At 37.6% G+C, this 17,374-nt stretch carries 17 protein-coding genes and 8 tRNA genes; 1 reads left to right on the top strand and 24 read right to left on the bottom strand.

What is annotated here, in order from left to right; all coding sequences use genetic code 11:
• Positions 1-228: 228 nt before the first annotated feature.
• From ACQKMV_RS14425 to acpS, 20 genes are all read right to left on the bottom strand, one after another.
• Positions 229-302, bottom strand: a tRNA-Gly gene (locus tag ACQKMV_RS14425).
• Between the two features lie 24 nt (positions 303-326).
• A tRNA-Arg gene (locus ACQKMV_RS14420) sits at positions 327-403 on the bottom strand.
• A 21-nt stretch (positions 404-424) separates the two neighbouring features.
• A tRNA-Leu gene (locus ACQKMV_RS14415) sits at positions 425-510 on the bottom strand.
• Positions 511-576: 66 nt separating this feature from the next.
• Positions 577-649, bottom strand: a tRNA-Lys gene (locus tag ACQKMV_RS14410).
• Between the two features lie 15 nt (positions 650-664).
• Positions 665-739 (bottom strand) — tRNA-Gln (locus ACQKMV_RS14405).
• Between the two features lie 5 nt (positions 740-744).
• A tRNA-Asp gene (locus ACQKMV_RS14400) sits at positions 745-820 on the bottom strand.
• Between the two features lie 36 nt (positions 821-856).
• Positions 857-928 (bottom strand) — tRNA-Glu (locus tag ACQKMV_RS14395).
• 1 nt (position 929) lies between these two features.
• Positions 930-1,006 (bottom strand) — tRNA-Asn (locus ACQKMV_RS14390).
• A 91-nt stretch (positions 1,007-1,097) separates the two neighbouring features.
• Positions 1,098-1,559, bottom strand: coding sequence for a SprT family protein (locus tag ACQKMV_RS14385; RefSeq protein ID WP_427504762.1), 462 nt, complete (start codon positions 1,557-1,559; stop codon positions 1,098-1,100).
• Positions 1,560-1,811: 252 nt separating this feature from the next.
• Complete coding sequence (locus tag ACQKMV_RS14380; RefSeq protein WP_427504769.1) at positions 1,812-3,986, bottom strand: Tex family protein; 2,175 nt, start codon at positions 3,984-3,986, stop codon at positions 1,812-1,814.
• A gap of 243 nt (positions 3,987-4,229) precedes the next feature.
• Positions 4,230-5,015: an RNA polymerase sigma factor SigB gene (gene sigB / locus ACQKMV_RS14375; protein ID WP_427504761.1), complete on the bottom strand. Its 786-nt coding sequence runs from the start codon at positions 5,013-5,015 to the stop codon at positions 4,230-4,232.
• Entirely contained in the window at positions 4,993-5,463 is a 471-nt protein-coding gene (gene rsbW / locus ACQKMV_RS14370) for an anti-sigma B factor RsbW (RefSeq protein WP_427504759.1), read from the bottom strand. The genes sigB and rsbW overlap by 23 nt, the downstream gene beginning before the upstream one ends.
• Entirely contained in the window at positions 5,460-5,795 is a 336-nt protein-coding gene (locus ACQKMV_RS14365; RefSeq protein ID WP_427504757.1) for an anti-sigma factor antagonist, read from the bottom strand. Before ACQKMV_RS14365 ends, rsbW begins: the two co-directional genes overlap by 4 nt.
• 72 nt (positions 5,796-5,867) lie before the next feature.
• On the bottom strand, positions 5,868-6,863 hold the full coding sequence (locus ACQKMV_RS14360; protein WP_427504756.1) for a PP2C family protein-serine/threonine phosphatase: 996 nt from the start codon (positions 6,861-6,863) through the stop codon (positions 5,868-5,870).
• A 12-nt stretch (positions 6,864-6,875) separates the two neighbouring features.
• Entirely contained in the window at positions 6,876-7,277 is a 402-nt protein-coding gene (locus tag ACQKMV_RS14355) for an anti-sigma regulatory factor (RefSeq protein WP_427504755.1), read from the bottom strand.
• Between the two features lie 488 nt (positions 7,278-7,765).
• Positions 7,766-8,116: a type II toxin-antitoxin system PemK/MazF family toxin gene (locus ACQKMV_RS14350; protein ID WP_008177055.1), complete on the bottom strand. Its 351-nt coding sequence runs from the start codon at positions 8,114-8,116 to the stop codon at positions 7,766-7,768.
• A gap of 4 nt (positions 8,117-8,120) precedes the next feature.
• Positions 8,121-8,384, bottom strand: a complete 264-nt coding sequence (locus tag ACQKMV_RS14345; protein ID WP_427504754.1) for a hypothetical protein — start codon at positions 8,382-8,384, stop codon at positions 8,121-8,123.
• 358 nt (positions 8,385-8,742) lie between these two features.
• Complete coding sequence (gene alr / locus ACQKMV_RS14340; protein WP_427504752.1) at positions 8,743-9,864, bottom strand: alanine racemase; 1,122 nt, start codon at positions 9,862-9,864, stop codon at positions 8,743-8,745.
• Between the two features lie 218 nt (positions 9,865-10,082).
• Entirely contained in the window at positions 10,083-11,192 is a 1,110-nt protein-coding gene (locus ACQKMV_RS14335; protein ID WP_427504751.1) for a LolA family protein, read from the bottom strand.
• 253 nt (positions 11,193-11,445) lie between these two features.
• Positions 11,446-11,799, bottom strand: a complete 354-nt coding sequence (acpS, locus tag ACQKMV_RS14330; protein ID WP_427504750.1) for a holo-ACP synthase — start codon at positions 11,797-11,799, stop codon at positions 11,446-11,448.
• A gap of 64 nt (positions 11,800-11,863) precedes the next feature.
• On the opposite strand from acpS, the gene ACQKMV_RS14325 reads away from it, so the two are divergent.
• Complete coding sequence (locus ACQKMV_RS14325) at positions 11,864-12,484, top strand: rhomboid family intramembrane serine protease (RefSeq protein ID WP_427426864.1); 621 nt, start codon at positions 11,864-11,866, stop codon at positions 12,482-12,484.
• 96 nt (positions 12,485-12,580) lie between these two features.
• On the opposite strand, the gene ACQKMV_RS14320 is transcribed toward ACQKMV_RS14325, so the two are convergent.
• From ACQKMV_RS14320 to ACQKMV_RS14305, 4 genes are all read right to left on the bottom strand, one after another.
• Entirely contained in the window at positions 12,581-13,036 is a 456-nt protein-coding gene (locus tag ACQKMV_RS14320; protein ID WP_427504748.1) for a GNAT family N-acetyltransferase, read from the bottom strand.
• Positions 13,037-13,333: 297 nt separating this feature from the next.
• Positions 13,334-14,800 (bottom strand): PH domain-containing protein, encoded by a 1,467-nt coding sequence (locus ACQKMV_RS14315; RefSeq protein WP_427504747.1) that lies wholly within the window; start codon positions 14,798-14,800, stop codon positions 13,334-13,336.
• Positions 14,793-15,272, bottom strand: coding sequence for a PH domain-containing protein (locus ACQKMV_RS14310; protein WP_427504746.1), 480 nt, complete (start codon positions 15,270-15,272; stop codon positions 14,793-14,795). The genes ACQKMV_RS14315 and ACQKMV_RS14310 overlap by 8 nt, the downstream gene beginning before the upstream one ends.
• Positions 15,273-15,522: 250 nt before the next feature.
• A complete protein-coding gene (locus tag ACQKMV_RS14305) occupies positions 15,523-17,049 on the bottom strand; it encodes a DEAD/DEAH box helicase (protein ID WP_427504744.1) in 1,527 nt (508 codons plus the stop codon).
• Positions 17,050-17,374: the final 325 nt, after the last annotated feature.

Below are 17,374 nucleotides of genomic sequence, written 5' to 3'. Positions count from 1 at the left end.
TGAGCCAGGATCAAACTCTCCATAAAAAGAAATTTGATTAGCTCAAATTGTTTTGCTGGCATCATGTTTGATGTCCAAAATTTTGTTTCGTTCACCAACTCAAGGTCAGCTACTAAAAACTTTATTGATTACGTTTTGCTTGTTCAGTTTTCAAGGTTCATATCGTCACTCGAAAGCGACAACTACTACATCATACTACATAATAATATGAATGTCAATAAGTTTTTTTGGAGCGGGTGATGAGAATCGAACTCACGACATCAGCTTGGAAGGCTGAGGTTTTACCATTAAACTACACCCGCAAGATAAATAATATTGATTTAAAATGGCGCGCCCGACAGGAGTCGAACCCATAACCTTCTGATCCGTAGTCAGACGCTCTATCCAATTGAGCTACGGGCGCATATATGTTTAAAAATCGATTTGGTGCGGCCGAGAGGACTTGAACCTCCACGGGGTTGCCCCCACTAGGCCCTCAACCTAGCGCGTCTGCCGTTCCGCCACGACCGCATTCAATTAGTAACTTTCTCATTATACTATGATAATCTAAGAAGTCAACCTTTTTTCTTAAAGAGATGAGCCATGAAGGACTCGAACCTTCGACCCTCTGATTAAAAGTCAGATGCTCTACCAACTGAGCTAATGGCTCGTATTAAGAAATGAATGGCTGGGGTACTAGGATTCGAACCTAGGCATGACGGAATCAAAATCCGTTGCCTTACCGCTTGGCTATACCCCAATAAGTGGCGGTCCCGACCGGGATCGAACCGGCGATCTCCTGCGTGACAGGCAGGCATGTTAACCGCTACACCACGGGACCAATGTTACTATATTTTTATGAATCAAACTAATGAAATGACCCCTACGGGATTCGAACCCGTGTTACCGCCGTGAAAGGGCGGTGTCTTAACCGCTTGACCAAGGGGCCATGGCTCCGAAGGCAGGACTCGAACCTGCGACAACCTGATTAACAGTCAGGTGCTACTACCAACTGAGCTACTTCGGAATAATTCATATGTTTTGTCGTCGTTATCTTGTCGACTTTTACTATTATAGGGACATCTACAGTAAACGTCAACCTTTTTTAAAAAAAATTTTTATTCTACTAACTCCAAACGTCCTAAACACTTGCTACAGCAGTATTTCCCCACGTTCATTCTAATTTTTCTTACATATTGTTGTCGGCATTTTACACATGTATATGTATACAGTCGACGTTGCTTTTTTTGAGATAGCTTAGGGATTTGTAATACTGAGCAAAACCGAGGAGCATTCACTTTTACTAATAGCTCTCGAAAGTCTTTGTCTCGATGCTGATACCCTTTGCCTTCCAAATGTAAATGATAATGACATAATTCGTGTCGAACTATACCTTCTACTTCCCTAATACCATACAATTCATAAGCTTTTGGATTGACTTCAATATTGTGCGATTGCAAAAGATAACGTCCACCCGTTGAACGTAGCCTTGAATTAAAATATGCTCGATGTACAAATGGTTTTTGGAAACTTTCTAATGATATTCGACTAACAAGATCTTGTAGTCCCTCATTGTTCATATCTATATCACCTCTAACAACAAGAATACCACACTGCGTAGTATATACAGTGTGGTATTAATTTATCCCACATTAACAGGCAGTAATTTATCTGTACCGAAAACGAAATCGATAGATACAAGACTCCCACCTTTGAAAGTGTGAGATGAATGCGGATGTGGCTCCTTTTCAGGGGATGTCACTGATTTTGAAAGGAATGAATTGTTCAAGCACAATTCAAAATCCGACGCAATTACGCCAAGGCGAAATTGATTACGCTTCAATAGTTTGATGTTTAGGAGGTAGCATTGTTAATGAAATGCGCCCTTTATTGACATCTATTTGTTCTACCCAAACTGTCACAATGTCACCGAGTGCAACAACCTCTAATGGATGTTTAATACGTCTTCTTTGTAATTTAGAAATATGCACAAGCCCGTCCTGCTTCACTCCGATATCTACAAATGCTCCAAAATCAACTACGTTTCTCACAGTACCTTGCAATTCCATTCCGACTTGTAAATCTTCCATCTTTAATACATCTGTTTTCAGCAGAGGCTGAGGGAATGCATCACGTGGATCGCGACTTGGTTTCATTAATGTATCCACAATATCCTGTATTGTGACAACTCCAATATCTATAGTTCCACTTAATTTTTCTACATCTAGTTTTGCAATGGCTTCCTCTGCCTTCTGAGTCCCAAGCTCTTTTTTATCAATTTGTGCTACCTCTAAAACCTGCTCGGCTACACTATAACTTTCAGGGTGAATGCCCGTAGCATCAAATGCATTTTTTGCTCCTGGAACACGTAAGAAACCAATTGCTTGTTCATACGTTTTGGCACCAAGTCGTGGAATTTTCTTTAGTTGAGCACGTGTAGTAAATTGTCCATTTTCCTCTCGCACCTTCACAATATTCTCCGCAACAGTTTTAGATAATCCAGAAACGTATTGTAGTAGCGAAGCTGAAGCTGTATTAACATCAACACCAACTTGGTTAACGGCTGTCTCTACTATAAATGTTAAGGACTCTGTCAATTTCTTTTGAGAGACATCATGCTGATACTGACCTACTCCAACTGCTTTTGGCTCAATTTTTACTAACTCCGACAATGGATCTTGCAAGCGACGTGCAATAGAAACGGCACTACGTTGTTCTACCTGTAAATCAGGAAACTCTGCACGGGCAACTTCAGAAGCTGAATAAACAGATGCTCCTGCTTCATTGACAATAACATAAGCTGTATCAGTTTCAAGCTCATTCAATACATCTGCTATAAATTGTTCTGTTTCGCGTGAGGCAGTACCATTACCAATAGCAATGATAGTAATTGGGTACTTAGCTAAAATACCTTTCACAACTGCTTTTGATTTTGCTACATCTGGTTTTGGCGGATGCGGATAAATGGCTGTAACCTCTAGCATTTTCCCAGTTTCATCTACAACAGCTAACTTACAGCCTGTACGATAGGCTGGATCAACACCCAATACATACTTCCCTTTCATTGGGGGTTGTAATAAAAGATTACGTAAATTCTCAGAGAAAATGTGGATAGCCTGCGTCTCTGCTTTTTCTGTAAGTTCATTTCGTAACTCTCGTTCTATAGAAGGCTGAATTAAACGCTTGTACGAATCCTCTATCGCTAGCTTCACTTCGGCAATTGCTGGTGAAGAACCTGTAGCAGGAATCCATTCCTTCCACATAATCATCAATACTCGATCTATTGGTACTTGAATTGCCACTTTTAAGATTTCTTCTTTCTCACCACGATTTACAGCTAAAATACGGTGTGGGACAATACGATTAACGGGCTCTTCATATTCGTAATACATTTCGAAAACGTTTTTTTCATCTGCCTCTGCATTCTTGATACTAGTAACGAGTACTCCATCTTTCCAAGAATACGTACGAATTTTTTCACGGATTGCCGCTTCATCAGCAAAGCGCTCTGCTAAAATATCTCGAGCCCCAGCTAACGCATCCTCTACATTAGCAACTTTCTCCGCATCTACGAAAGCCCTTGCTAATTGTTCTAAAGCATCACTACGATACTCTAATAGAAAATCCGCAAGAGGTTCTAACCCTTTTTCTTTCGCTATAGTCGCCTTTGTTCGGCGTTTTTGTTTATAAGGTCGATATAAATCCTCTACACGCTGTAAAACAGTTGCTGCTTGAATAGCTTGTTCTAATTCAGGTGTTAATTTATCTTGTTCCTGAATTAACCGTATAACCTCTTCTTTGCGTTGCTCAAGCTGCTGTATGTAGTGATAACGATCCTCTACAGCTTTAATCTGTACCTCATCAAGGGATCCAGTAGCTTCTTTTCGATACCGTGCAATGAATGGCACCGTATTTCCTTCTTCTAATAATTTAATAACGGCCTCAGCTTGGCCTGGCTTAATAGCTACATCCTTTGCAATGAGCTGTAACATTTGCTTTTGTTCCACATCATCACTACCTTTTTTTCTTTTCATTTTACCATTACACTTTACTAAAATTGCAAAAAAATAGTCTACTCTGAAAGAAGAGTAAACTATTTCAATCAATTATGCCTCGGCATAATTGCATCCTCAATAGGCTTTGTCGAATTCAAAAGCGACAACTATAACGAAATCTCAACATTATATCAGCATGTATTAATGTCTTTAAACATACTATATTTTTTAGGACAGCCCCACTAATCAAAATTTTCAGAGCGAAACACCATCACTTGCTAAGGTAGCTTCCTGTAATTTTTTTATTGCCTTCCTTTGTATTCTAGATACATGCATTTGAGAAATTCCTAATCGTTCCCCAACTTCTTTTTGAGTAACTTGCTCTAAATATGTAAGTTGAATTATTTGTTGTTCTCTCTCATTTAAAACACTCATTGCGTTAGAAACAATCATTCTTTTATGGGTCAATTCATAGCCGTCATCTTCTTTACCCATAGTATCGAATAACGTTAATGTGCTACCGTCAGACTCAGACTCTATTGAACGATCCATAGAAAGAGCATGGTAACTACGGTTCATCTCCATAGCCTCTAAAACTTCTTCTTCTTCCACTTCTAATTGATCCGCGATTTCCTTAATCGATGGAGAACGCTGTAACTCAATTGTCAATGCTTCCACGGTTGTTTTAATTCGCGGTCCTAGTTCCTTTATCCGTCTCGGTACATGGACATCCCAAGTTTTATCACGTAAATAGCGCTTAATTTCTCCAACAATCGTTGGTACAGCAAACGCTTCAAAGCTTCGACCAACATTAGGATTAAAACGCCTTATTGCACCTAGCAACCCCAGCATACCTACTTGAGCAATATCATCATAATGAGACTTACCATTCGAATATTTGCGTGCAATGGACTCAACTAAATATCGATAATGAATCACTAGTTTTGTTTGAGCTTCTCCATCCTCCGTTGACTGGTACAATGCAATCCACCTTAGTATATCTTCCTTGGACGAAGATTTATGTAGTGATTCTTTCGACATTGTTTTCCACCTGCTCTCTAGCGACATACTTTGTCATGAAAACAGTTACGCCACCATCGTTATTTATCATCACCTCATCCATCAAAGTTTCCATTAAATAAAGTCCTAAACCACCTTCGCGTAGCCCTGCAATACTCTCTTCAGGATGATACGGACCAATTTTCGACTTTATCTCCTCAAAATTGAAACTATTGCCGTAATCTGCAATCATCATTTCTATTTTATTTTCATACAACGCACAACCAATGACGATTTCGCCTTCTTCTTCGTCCTTATATGCATGATGAACAACATTCGTTACCGCTTCACTTGCTGCAATTTTTAAATCCTCAATATCATCATAATTGAACCCAATACGACTAGCTAAGCCAGAGACCGTCAATCGAATCACACTGACAAATTGCGGTTTTGCAGGAACCCTTATCTCAATATAATCAAATTCCTTCATTTTCGTGATTCCACCTTTTTATCAGTTTCAATATCCATTAAATCGCTTAAGCCAGTAATTTCAAACAACCTTTGTAATCTATTCGATAAACCAACAAGCTTAACTTTACCATCTTCACGTAACGTTTTTTTATAAAAGGCTACAAAAATACCTAACCCTGTACTATCCATATAATTAACTTTTGATAAATTAAGCACTATTTCTAGTCCTTCAGTAATTTTCACTGCCTCTAATTCCTCTCTTAGACCTGAAGCAGTAAAAGTATCTATTTCGCCCTCAATAAATCCGTATAGTTTATTATCAAGTTCTTTAAAGTGTATCGCCATGTCCATACAGCACACCTCCACCATAATTGTTAGACTGCTTTTCTTTTCCCGTAATTGCAAAAATTCAAACCTAAATAACTAATTTTTTATAATTGCTACCGTAAAATCATCTGATAGTTTAAAATCCTGTATTTTTTCAATTTGCTTATACAGTAGATTACATAATTGTTGAGCTGATAAATATTTATTTTCTAATATTAATGATGTAATAACCTCTCCCGAATTCAATTCATCATGCGATCTGAATTCAGTAACACCATCCGTCATCATTATTACGATATCGTTTTTTTCCAAAGCAATTTCATTATACGAATATTTTGTTTCCGGTAACACTCCTAGTAATAATCCTGTCGATTCCAAAGGAAAAAATTTATCGTGTTTAGCACTATAATGGAGAGCTGGCTCATGACCTGCAGAAGCGTAAGAAAAAATACTTTTTTGTAAATCCAAACAACCGTAAAACATGGAAACAAACATGCTGTCATCTACACTCTTTTCAATTACTCGATTGATGACCTCTAATACATATGAAGGATCTTTATATGCATATTCTAATGTTTCAAGACCATTTTTCACCATAGACATACATAATGCAGCTGGAACACCTTTACCTACTACGTCTGTAACAGCTACACTCAAATAATCCTCTCGATTATATAAAAAATGCACATAATCTCCATTCATCTTCCGAATTGGAATAGATATCATTCCTATATCCACACTTGAAAGTTGAGGTACGTCTGTTTTAAGTAATGTTTTCTGAATGTTTGTAGCGATTTTCATTTCCATTTCATACTCTGCTTGTTTTTGTAATAAACTTTGGTGCTCCCTATGAGCCATTCCATAATGCACCATAACTTCGATAAGAAAATCATATGAAAACTGTTCTTCACTCATTCTACGTGGGAACAGTTTCTCAACGGCGTTTTTATGAAGACTTACAACATCCTCTGGAGATATATTCTTTTGGATTAACTGACGAGTGAAATTTTGAGCAATATATAGATTCTTTTCAGTTTGATCAACCATATAATCAGACAAAATCTTTTTATATTGAGATTCTAATTGTTTCAACAATTCCACATCCTAACGCAGCCATTTTTCAGCTCTTATCGTTGTTCCTTCTCCAATAACCGATTGAATAACCATACTGTCCATCAATCGGTTAACGCCTGGTAAACCTGCACCGAGCCCTCCTGAAGTGGAGTAGCCCTCCTCCATTACTTTACGAACATCTTTTATTCCTGGGCCTTGATCTGTTGCAATAACAATTATTTTCTTCTCAGTGTCTGTTTCAACTTTTTCAATTTCGATGACACCAATCCTTGCATATAAATATATATTTCGCGCTAGTTCACTTATAGCTGTGGTGATGCGAGCCTGATCAACAGTGCCAAATCCAAGTGCCTTTGCTTCGTCACGTCCCAGTTGTCTTGCAGCTACTATATCCCACTCAGTAATAATTTCAACCGAAGACTTAATTGTCACTGCTGTCCCCCCAATTCCTTTCGGAGTTATACTCTTACACTTTTTTTCGACCCGCTAGACTAAATACTTTAAATAATTTAATTATCATATTAATTTCACCTTGGCATAAATTTTGTAGCTGCCGCTTCGCTTTAGCTACAAAAAACAACTGATGAATAATGATAAAATTCTATGTAAATTTTCTTAAACCTTCGATATTTTTTCAAAAATCTATTCAAAGTATAAATCTTGAGTATATCTTAAATCTATTAATACCATTTTTGAAAAGTGATTTCAATTTATGGTAATGAGGTATTTTGAGAGTACAATATCAATTTCGCCTTGGCGTAATTTTAGCTGTCGTTTTGCTTTCGCACAGATAAATTGCCACAGACCCTGACGTTCTTAAAATGAGTTTCTCTATTTCAGTAGGTGTTTGGACATTGAATGAAGACAAAAAAAGCATCGAGATGAAAAATCATCTCAATGCCTCTATACACATATGTATATCAAAATTTAACAAGCCCTAAACTAATCATCAATGCACCATCAACTTTCTCCATCACAGCATGATCAAGTTGCGTAATACGATCTGTCAATCTTGATTTGTCAATCGTTCGCACTTGTTCGAGCAGGATAACCGAGTCACGTTCAAAACCATACTTTTCAGCATTGATTTCGACGTGCGTCGGTAACTTTGCTTTTTGAATCTGTGCAGTAATAGCTGCGATGATGACAGTCGGACTAAATCGATTGCCAATATCATTTTGAATAATCAGCACCGGCCTAGTGCCCCCTTGCTCGGACCCAACTACCGGCGATAAATCTGCAAAAAAAACGTCACCACGTTTTACATTCAAAGTGTCATCCCCCGCTTACGAGACGCTCCACCGTATGTTGTGCTTCATATTCCGCATGCAAGCATTCACTTGCAATGCTTAGATTAATATGAGACATTTCAACATATCCTTTCATCATAGCTTCCCGTATTTGATTTGGTTGCTCCTGCATTAAAACTTTGCGCGACAAAATACACGCAAAAGATTCACTTTCAATTACTTCCTTCTTTTGTAGAAATAGTCTGTCTTGAACAGCAATTGTAGCTTCTCTTAACTTTTTCTCGTACACAGCAAGCACCTCCAACGGAACCATCCACTTTTCATTACTACCCATTCTACCATTGAAAGATATTGTTGAAAAGACACGAAATGACAAAATATCTGACAATTAAAAGTCCAAGTTGTAAAAATATGTTGGTTGTCGAAGGTATATGCCGATTCATTCACCTTGCAATATTTCACAAATTATGAATGACTCAACCTCTCGCTAATCTAACATGTTCTTCTGTAGTAGTTATTTACCGAGCTGTTTAGTTACTTTAGTATAGTATTCATTTGTCCAAAGTTAAATGTTGAAACTTTTTAAGACCGCCTATGCAAAATTCTTTTTCTGTGAAGAAGTAAAATTCTTATAGGCTGTGTAAAAATCAAATGTATAATCTAGGAACTCTTGCTGTAATAATGCATGGTACTTCATAATTAATGGTATCAAGCTTCGTTGCCCATTCATCCATTGAAATAACATTCTGCCCTTGACGACCAATGAGTGTCACTTTCTCACCTATAGCATATGCTTTTGGCAAGGCAACCATACATTGATCCATACAAATTCGTCCAACAATCGGCATTCTTTGTCCATCAATTAGTACTTCTTGTCCACTTAATTTACGAATTACTCCATCAGCATAACCTACTGGTATCGTCCCTACCCACATATCCGAAGTGGCCACAAAAGAAGCTCCATAGCCTATTGAATCGCCCGCTTGTAACTGTTTCACATGAACAAGCTCACTCTCAAGCGAAAACGCCGGATGTAACGGAAATGGTAAAATACCTTCTACATAAAAAGATGGTGATAATCCATACATTGAAATACCATATCTAACGGCATCAAATTGTAAATGCTCATCTCTCACTAAGGATGTAGCCGTGTTTGATGCATGAACAAGTCTAGGTTTTTCAGGCAATACATTTACACATTTTTCAAAAAATTGTACCTGTAAATCGAAGTATGAGGTATCTTCTTCATCCGCAGTCGCAAAATGTGTGAATATCCCATCAAGCTCCACATTCTCTGTATTCTGTATTGTTTGATATAGATCCAATAATTCTTGTTCTGAACGAACGCCAATTCTGCCCATTCCGCTATCTACTTTTATATGTAGTCGTAAAGGATTTGCTTCATTAGCTATGAATGGAGCCGCTTGCTGTACCCATTCACTTGCAAACGCCGTAAGAATTATGCGCTGCTGAGCAGCACAAGGTACAAACGAAACTGGAGAGGCACCCAATATTAGTATGTCTGGTTCTTCAAAATGTGCTCGAATATGTAATGCTTCATCAGGCGTTGCCACAGCGAGCATAGTTGCACCTGCCTCAAGTGCCGCTTTAGCAACGGCTACATCTCCATGACCGTATGCATTTGCTTTTACTACAGCAATAATTTGAACATTAGGTCGAAGTAGCTTTTTCAAATTTATTACGTTTTGTTGAATTGCCTGTAAGTCTACAATTGCTTTGGTTGGTCTAAAATATTGCTGTGTCTTCATTAGAATACCCTCTTTATTTTTTATTAAAACAATATGTATTGAATAAACTGCCTTTTCTCTACTTATTTTACATAAATCGTTCTATTTTAGACTAATTTTCTACATAACTTTTATCATATATGACTTAACACTTTCTAAACAGTGTTAATTTTCATCAAATCTGCACTATTTTACTTAACAAGCTACAGCCTTCCATGTAGAAAGCTGTAGCTAGAAAATTATTTCATACTACCTACCGTCATAGAAGTAGCAACTTCCACCATTTCCTCACGAGTCAATTTACTCGATGCTACAAAGAATTCGACGCCATCTTTTTCCCAGCTAATAGATGTATCTGTAATAGCTCCAATCGTAAAGCCTAAATCTACCGGATCACCAGGAGATGATACTGGCAACATAGCAGTCTCTTTCGTAACTGGTTGTTGCATAACCGTAAATGGCTTATCACCATCGAATGTTAAGATGACACGTTCCATTCCACTTTCTCGAATAACTTTCTCATCCACCATCTTCGTGTTTTCCAAGTTTACAACAGGGTAGTGTGTTTGGAACTCTTTATTTCCGGCTTCTGCACTTACTGCTTTTTCCCCTTCATTTCCACTCTGGTTATTTTTGCTCTCCTTACCGTCTTTGCTATCTTTGTTATCTTTGTTATCTTTTTCTGGTGGTGCAGCTTGTTTACCTTTTGTTTCATCTGTTTCTGTAAATTGCTCAACAGCATACTCTTTAGCCGCATGTTGAACACCTAATTTTATATTTTTAAATGTAATGCGAATTTGCTCTTCTTTTACATCATTCATAATTACTACGGAAGTTGGGAGCATTGTTTTCTTATCAACTGTTATAACTTGATGAGGCATACTATTTTTATAGCTATTTCTAGTAGCTGCTTCAAATATATATGCTTTGTCCTCTTCTTTCATGACTAAATTCTTATCTTGAGCTAAATCTTCCGCTAGTGCGCCTATTAAATAGGCTTGACTATTTTTCTTTGGCCAATCACTTTGGAATTTATACATTTTGTTTAATGTAGGTGTGACAACAAAAACTCCATCTGCATTTCGCACTATCATTTGTGAAACATCTTTCCCACTTTCTACTACTTCTACTCGATAGAAATCAGGTTTCGTATGCCAAACTGTTACATCATATTTTTTCGGATCCCCACCAGCTTTAATCTCCATCGTAGCATTCAACTCATAACCATTTGTCTCTGCCCATTTCCCATTAACTTTCTTCAACACTTTTTCCTGTGAGTCTGTACCACATGCCGACAGAAGTAATATCGTACAAAGTAAGACGAGCCATTTAACTATACGGTTGCCCACGCTTTCATCCTTTCTTCTTTCAAATCCACTACGACAATATATGAACCGTATTTGTCAGTTATGTCATTTGAACAAGGGCAATATATTTATCTTCACTCAGAAATTTATTTACTTTTTAATAGCTCACCATCATAACGTAGGAGTCGCCCAGTCGGAACGAAAATCAACTTATATACATAATATGTGTTTTACCCAACTTTTGGTGATGAGCCTTTTTAATGTTTTATATGATGAAAGCTGTGTTTATCATTATTTATTGTAATAATATTACTTGAGCCGCCGCATATTGCTTAGAATGTGTAATACTTACAAATCCATTTACAAGCTCTCCTTTGAAGTATAAAACAGGATTACCAGCTTCTCCTCTTAAAACTTCAACATCATGAAGCTTACATTCTTCACCAATACCAGTACCTAATGCCTTTGAAAATGCTTCTTTTACAGCAAATCGTCCAGCCAAAAATTCTATTCTGCGAGTTTCTGAATGTGCATCAAATAACACTCTTTCCTTTTCAGTTAAAATGCGGTCTTTAAATTTATTTGTTCTTCTCATTGCTTTAGCAATTCGATCAATTTCTACAATGTCGAGACCAATTCCTTTAATCATTAGAACTTCTCCTTTTCCTATTTCTATAAAGCCATGTATAATAATTGTAAGTTGAGGTGGAGTTATGTTTAGTAGAACAGAAAATTTTAAGCAATATACAAAGTATTATCCGATTGTTTCAACATTAATAGCTGTTAATTTAATTGTTTATGTAATAACTATTTTACCGGGAGTAGGAAGAAATGTATTAAATTACGGAGTCCAAGCGAACTTCCTTATACAAACCGGTGAATGGTGGCGCGTTTTTTCTGCAATGTTTTTACATGCTAGCTTTTTGCACGTTTTCTTTAATATGTTTTCACTATATTTATTTGGACCGGAGCTTGAAAAAATTGCTGGCAAGGCACGTTTTATTACAATTTATTTAATGTCTGGTATTGTAGGCAACATGGCAACCTACCTACTTTATGATAGTAGCTATGTAAGCCTTGGTGCAAGTGGTGCTGTTTTCGGAATATTCGGTGCTTTCGGCGCACTTGTCTACTATACACGTCGCACAATGCCGATGCTTCGCAAACTTATTTTGCCAATTATAGTTATCAGTGTTATTATGACTTTTCTACAGCCAAATGTGAATGTCTATGCTCACTTAGGCGGTTTAGTAGCTGGATTCCTTCTTGGACTCATCTACTTACACCCAAAAAGAATTTTAAGCTGGCGTAAACAAAAGATGGCGGGTAAGTAATAGGTACAAAGAGGAGCAATCTTCCGGTGATATGCTATCATTGGGATTGCTCCTCTTATTTTTATGCTAGAGTTATATTCACTTTTCAATTTTATTTCATAGCACAATTGTTTCTTCTTTCGCTACCTTTATTTTTTTCCATTCAACTGCTGTTAGGCCATATACAACTTGATCTACATGGTGATCATAAAGCCACTCCGCATCTCTTAAACGCCCTTCTTCGTTAAAACCTAATACTTTTGGGATTGTGCGGCTTCGAATATTCCCTACCGCTACACGCACTTCAATGCGGTTTAACTTTAGATAGCTAAAGGCATAATCAATAAATGCTTTCATAGAATTTGTGACTAAGCCTTTACCAACAAATTCGTTCCCTAACCAATATCCGATACTTGTCCATCTATGCTGCCAGTTCACTTGATGATAGCCAATCACTCCTGCAAGCTTCCCCTCATAATATATCCCCGCTTGTAGGCCATTATTATCCGCGTATTGTTGCATCGCAGCTCTAACAAATCGCTCTGTATCCTCTACTGTTTTCACATCATCCACAAAGGGTAACCACTCTCGCAACGTATCTCTCGGAACGATCTGTCAACGCGAATAATTCATCTACATCATTTAAATCCAACAATTTCAAATACGTGTTCTTATTAATATCATACTTAAACAAAATTACCACCCCTTTTGTTCAATTTAATCTATTATAAACAGTATTTTCATAAAATTACAGAATTATTCAGCAATACATTAAGTTGATATCCGTTTTCGACTGGACGCGTTCGCTCCTTATAATAACGGATGTTGAATGATAAAATGCCATCCTTAAGGTTAGTAAACTTTATACATTCAATGTTCATACCAAGATAATATTGTTTCAGCATCTTGCTGCTCTAAGCTTCGTACATTCCCTGTCATACCAGTCATGCCTGACATGACCGTCGCTTTTACAGTCATAACATTCTTTCTTTTTTGGAAATACGTTTGAGTAGTCCCAATAGATTGTATGCGTTTTTTCTCCATAATAAATGTAATTCGACTGAATACACGATATCGCATAGTTAGTTGCTTTCCATCTATCATATAACCAGCTGCTTTATGTTGCCAAATACCAATTAATATTGTTAATGGAATTAATAATAACGAAAGCAACCCATATGGATAAAAGAAATAACTACATGCACCAATTATAGGTATGAGCCAAACAAAATCAATTCGGTAAAAAGATGAACGCGCTCGTTTTGGTGAATAAATAAATTCTGGTCGCCAATTTATATCTGGAAAAAGTTGCTCTAACGTTTCCAAACAATCTTGCTTCTGAATAAGTGGAAACAGAGTAATTTTTTTATCATTTCCATCTCCACCATTTCCTCCAGCACTCTCAACAACAACAGTTGCAAAGCCAAATAATTGACGCACTGGATTCTCTACAATACGAATCGCCTGAATTCTATTTAACGGTAAAGTTATCCGTTTTTTCTCAATTAGCCCTTTTGTAATAATAAGCTTTTCATCTTCAATTCGGACTGTATATTCATAATAATTGATCAGTGTAATAACAAATGACACAAACCATGCCACAATTAGGCTGAATATCACTGTTAGTGCAACTAAAAATGCACCGATTTTCGCAAAGTCAGCTAACTCATTAAATATTTCATCATATGGTATTATATCTGAAAACTGAGAGATAATTGCTGCTAGACCGGACAGAACTACGCCAATTCCTCCTGAAGTTATGGCCAATATAAGCAAATCACGTATCGACATATGATAAATAGTTGGAACTGATACTTCCTCTTTTAGCGACTGTTCATCAGTTATCTGTTCATTTACTTGGTTCTTTGCACGACGCATTTCCAGCTCTATGACATCTGCCGCTGCCTTACGTATAGCCGTTAACTCAACCTCAGGCTTTCTATCCTTACTTCCCGCAGTTTCAACCTGAACCTTTACTAAGCCAAATATTCGATGAAAAATACCCTCATTGTAATTTAAGCTTTGAATACGTTCAAATGGGATATAACGTTTCTTTTTAACGAACAAGCCGTACTTTACACGCAATTCTCCATCTTCAAACCAATATACGAAGGTGCGCCATTTAACAATGCCACTAACAAACGCAAGTAAAGCCCCTACTCCCCAAATACCGAATAAGAAAGTCGTCCGCCAAAAATTATCACTATGGAAATTAAAAGAGAAATGAAATCCATTAGTTGCAATAATAATAATTAACGGGAAAATCATACTCTTTAATGCTTTTGCACTTGTAATAATAGCCGATATCGGGTGTAAGCGATTGATTTCCTTAGACATCATCTTCCGCCACCCTTGCTAATTCCGAAATACGTGCTCGAAGTCCATCAGCTTCGTCCATCACAAGTGCAGGAATTGTATGTACAGTTGCCGCTGTAGATATTGAAATATTACCTAAACCATATTTTTTTAATATCGGTCCTTGCGTCGTATCAACATGCTGCACGCGCACCATTGGAATGAGTGTACGTTTAACAACAAATAAACCATGTTGCACCTCAATCTCATTGTCACGCACCTCATAGCGCCAGCGTTCCCATCTTATCTTTGGAAATAAATAAGTGGATAGAACAGCACTAAGTATGACTACAGCAACTGCGATGAAATAAATAAATGATGGCCATTCAAAATAATAAGTACCGTAGCATGCAAACGCTGCTGCAATCAAAAGTAATAACGTTTGCAATACACCATATAAACGCCACACTGTTAACCCTTTCCTAGAAATTTTATGCATTGGTTCTGCTCTCAAAGTCATTCCCTCTCTTTCTTTAACTATGTATACGTAGACAATTATCTTTTTGTTTCAAATTATATCAATTTCGCCTTGCTGTAATCTTAGCTGTTGCTTTGCTTTCGCTACAGATAAATTGCCACAGGACGTGGCGTTCTTAGACCGAGGTCCTCTGTTTCAGTAGGTGTTTGGACACCCGTTGAAAGAAGCAAAAAAAACCTTACAGCCGCTTTGACTGTAAGGTTTAATCATTTTGATGAAGAAAAATTTAATCTTCGTGACGACGTGGTGCACGAGAACGACCTTGTCCACCTTCACGGCGACCTCCGTCACGGCGTCCGCCATCTCGACGATCTCCGCCACGTCCTCCACGACGATCTCCGCCACGTCCGCCATCACGACGTCCGTTAAAGTTACGGTTACCACCGCGTCCACGATCTCCTCCGCCACGGTTACCAGAACGCTCACGACGCATTGGTAATGGTCGTTCCTCAGTAATTGTTACTGGCGAGTCATCTGGCTCTTTTGTTAATGAACGAAGTGCAGCAGCTACAACATCGATTGCATCATGGTTTTCAAGTAATTCTGTCGCAAGTGTACGATAATCACCTAAATCGTTGTTCGCAATAAGACCTTCTAGTGTCTCCACAGATAGGCGTTGTTGACCCACTAAAGCTTCGTCCGATGTTGGTGGTCGAAGTGGTGTCATACGTTTTTTCGTTGTTTCTTCTACAATACGTAGGTAACCCATTTCGCGTGGTGTTACAAATGTTACTGCAAGACCTGATTTACCTGCACGACCTGTACGACCAATACGGTGAACATAAGACTCAGGATCTTGAGGAATATCAAAGTTATAAACATGTGTTACACCAGAAATATCAAGCCCACGAGCAGCTACATCTGTTGCCACAAGAATATCAATTTTATTTTCCTTAAATTGACGTAACACAGAAATACGTTTCGCTTGGCTTAAATCACCATGGATTCCTTCAGCAAGGTAACCACGAATTGATAACGCTTGTGCAAGTTCATCAACGCGACGTTTTGTACGACCAAAGATAATGGCAAGTTCTGGTTGATGAACGTTTAATAAACGAGATAAAATATCGAACTTTTCACGCTCAGCAGACTTCACAAAATATTGATCGATGTTATCAACTGTTAATTCTTTAGCTTTAATTTTTACGATTTCTGGATCACGCATAAATGTTTCAGCAATTTTACGAATTGCTGGTGGCATTGTTGCTGAGAACAGTAAAGTTTGGCGTTCTGATGGGACGTTTTCTAAGATTGAATTAATATCATCGATAAAGCCCATGTTTAACATTTCATCTGCTTCATCAAGCACCAATGTTTGAACATCTTCTAATTTTAACGTACGACGATTGATATGATCGATAATACGACCAGGTGTGCCGACGATAATTTGTGGTCTATTTTTTAGCGCACGAATTTGACGGCCGATTTCCTGACCACCGTAAACTGATAATAATTTTACACGTTTATCATAACCAATTTTATACAGCTCTTCTGAAACTTGAATCGCTAATTCACGAGTTGGAGCAATTACTAATGCTTGGATATTAGGGTTTTTTGGATCAATTTTTTCGATAAGTGGAATCCCGAAAGCGGCAGTTTTACCTGTACCCGTTTGCGCTTGACCTAACACGTCACGGCCTTCAATAGCAAAACGAATAGTACCTTCTTGGATTGGTGTTGCTTCTTCAAATCCCATACGCTTTACTGAGCGTAATGTGGATTCGCTAATATTTAATTCTGAAAAATTTGTCAAACTTCTCAATCTCCTTTTTTTGCTTTTAAGTTGACAAATGGTTACATTTTCAGATGAAGTTGTCGGCAAATTCGAGCCTGTGTTGTGGAACGTTTCCGTTACTTAAAAATTTTCTCTATATGTTGTTCACATAGAGCTCTCTTATATGAAAAGGAAAGCCCGGTCTTTACCGAGCGGTTTGATTCTGTCGTAATTATTCACTTTAGAATAAAACCGTTGTGTTCAAAAAAAAGTACTCTTCAATCAAATATGAAGAGTCTTCGCACAAAATGTATCCATTGCTTACACTAGTCTAACATGGGATTAAAACGTATGCAACGATAAC

Origin of the sequence: Lysinibacillus sp. NPDC094403 (assembly GCF_050278745.1) — a bacterium.
Lineage (GTDB): Bacteria > Bacillota > Bacilli > Bacillales_A > Planococcaceae > Lysinibacillus.
Note: the sequence above shows the minus strand (reverse complement) of the source record. Positions and strands in the feature narration are given on the sequence as shown.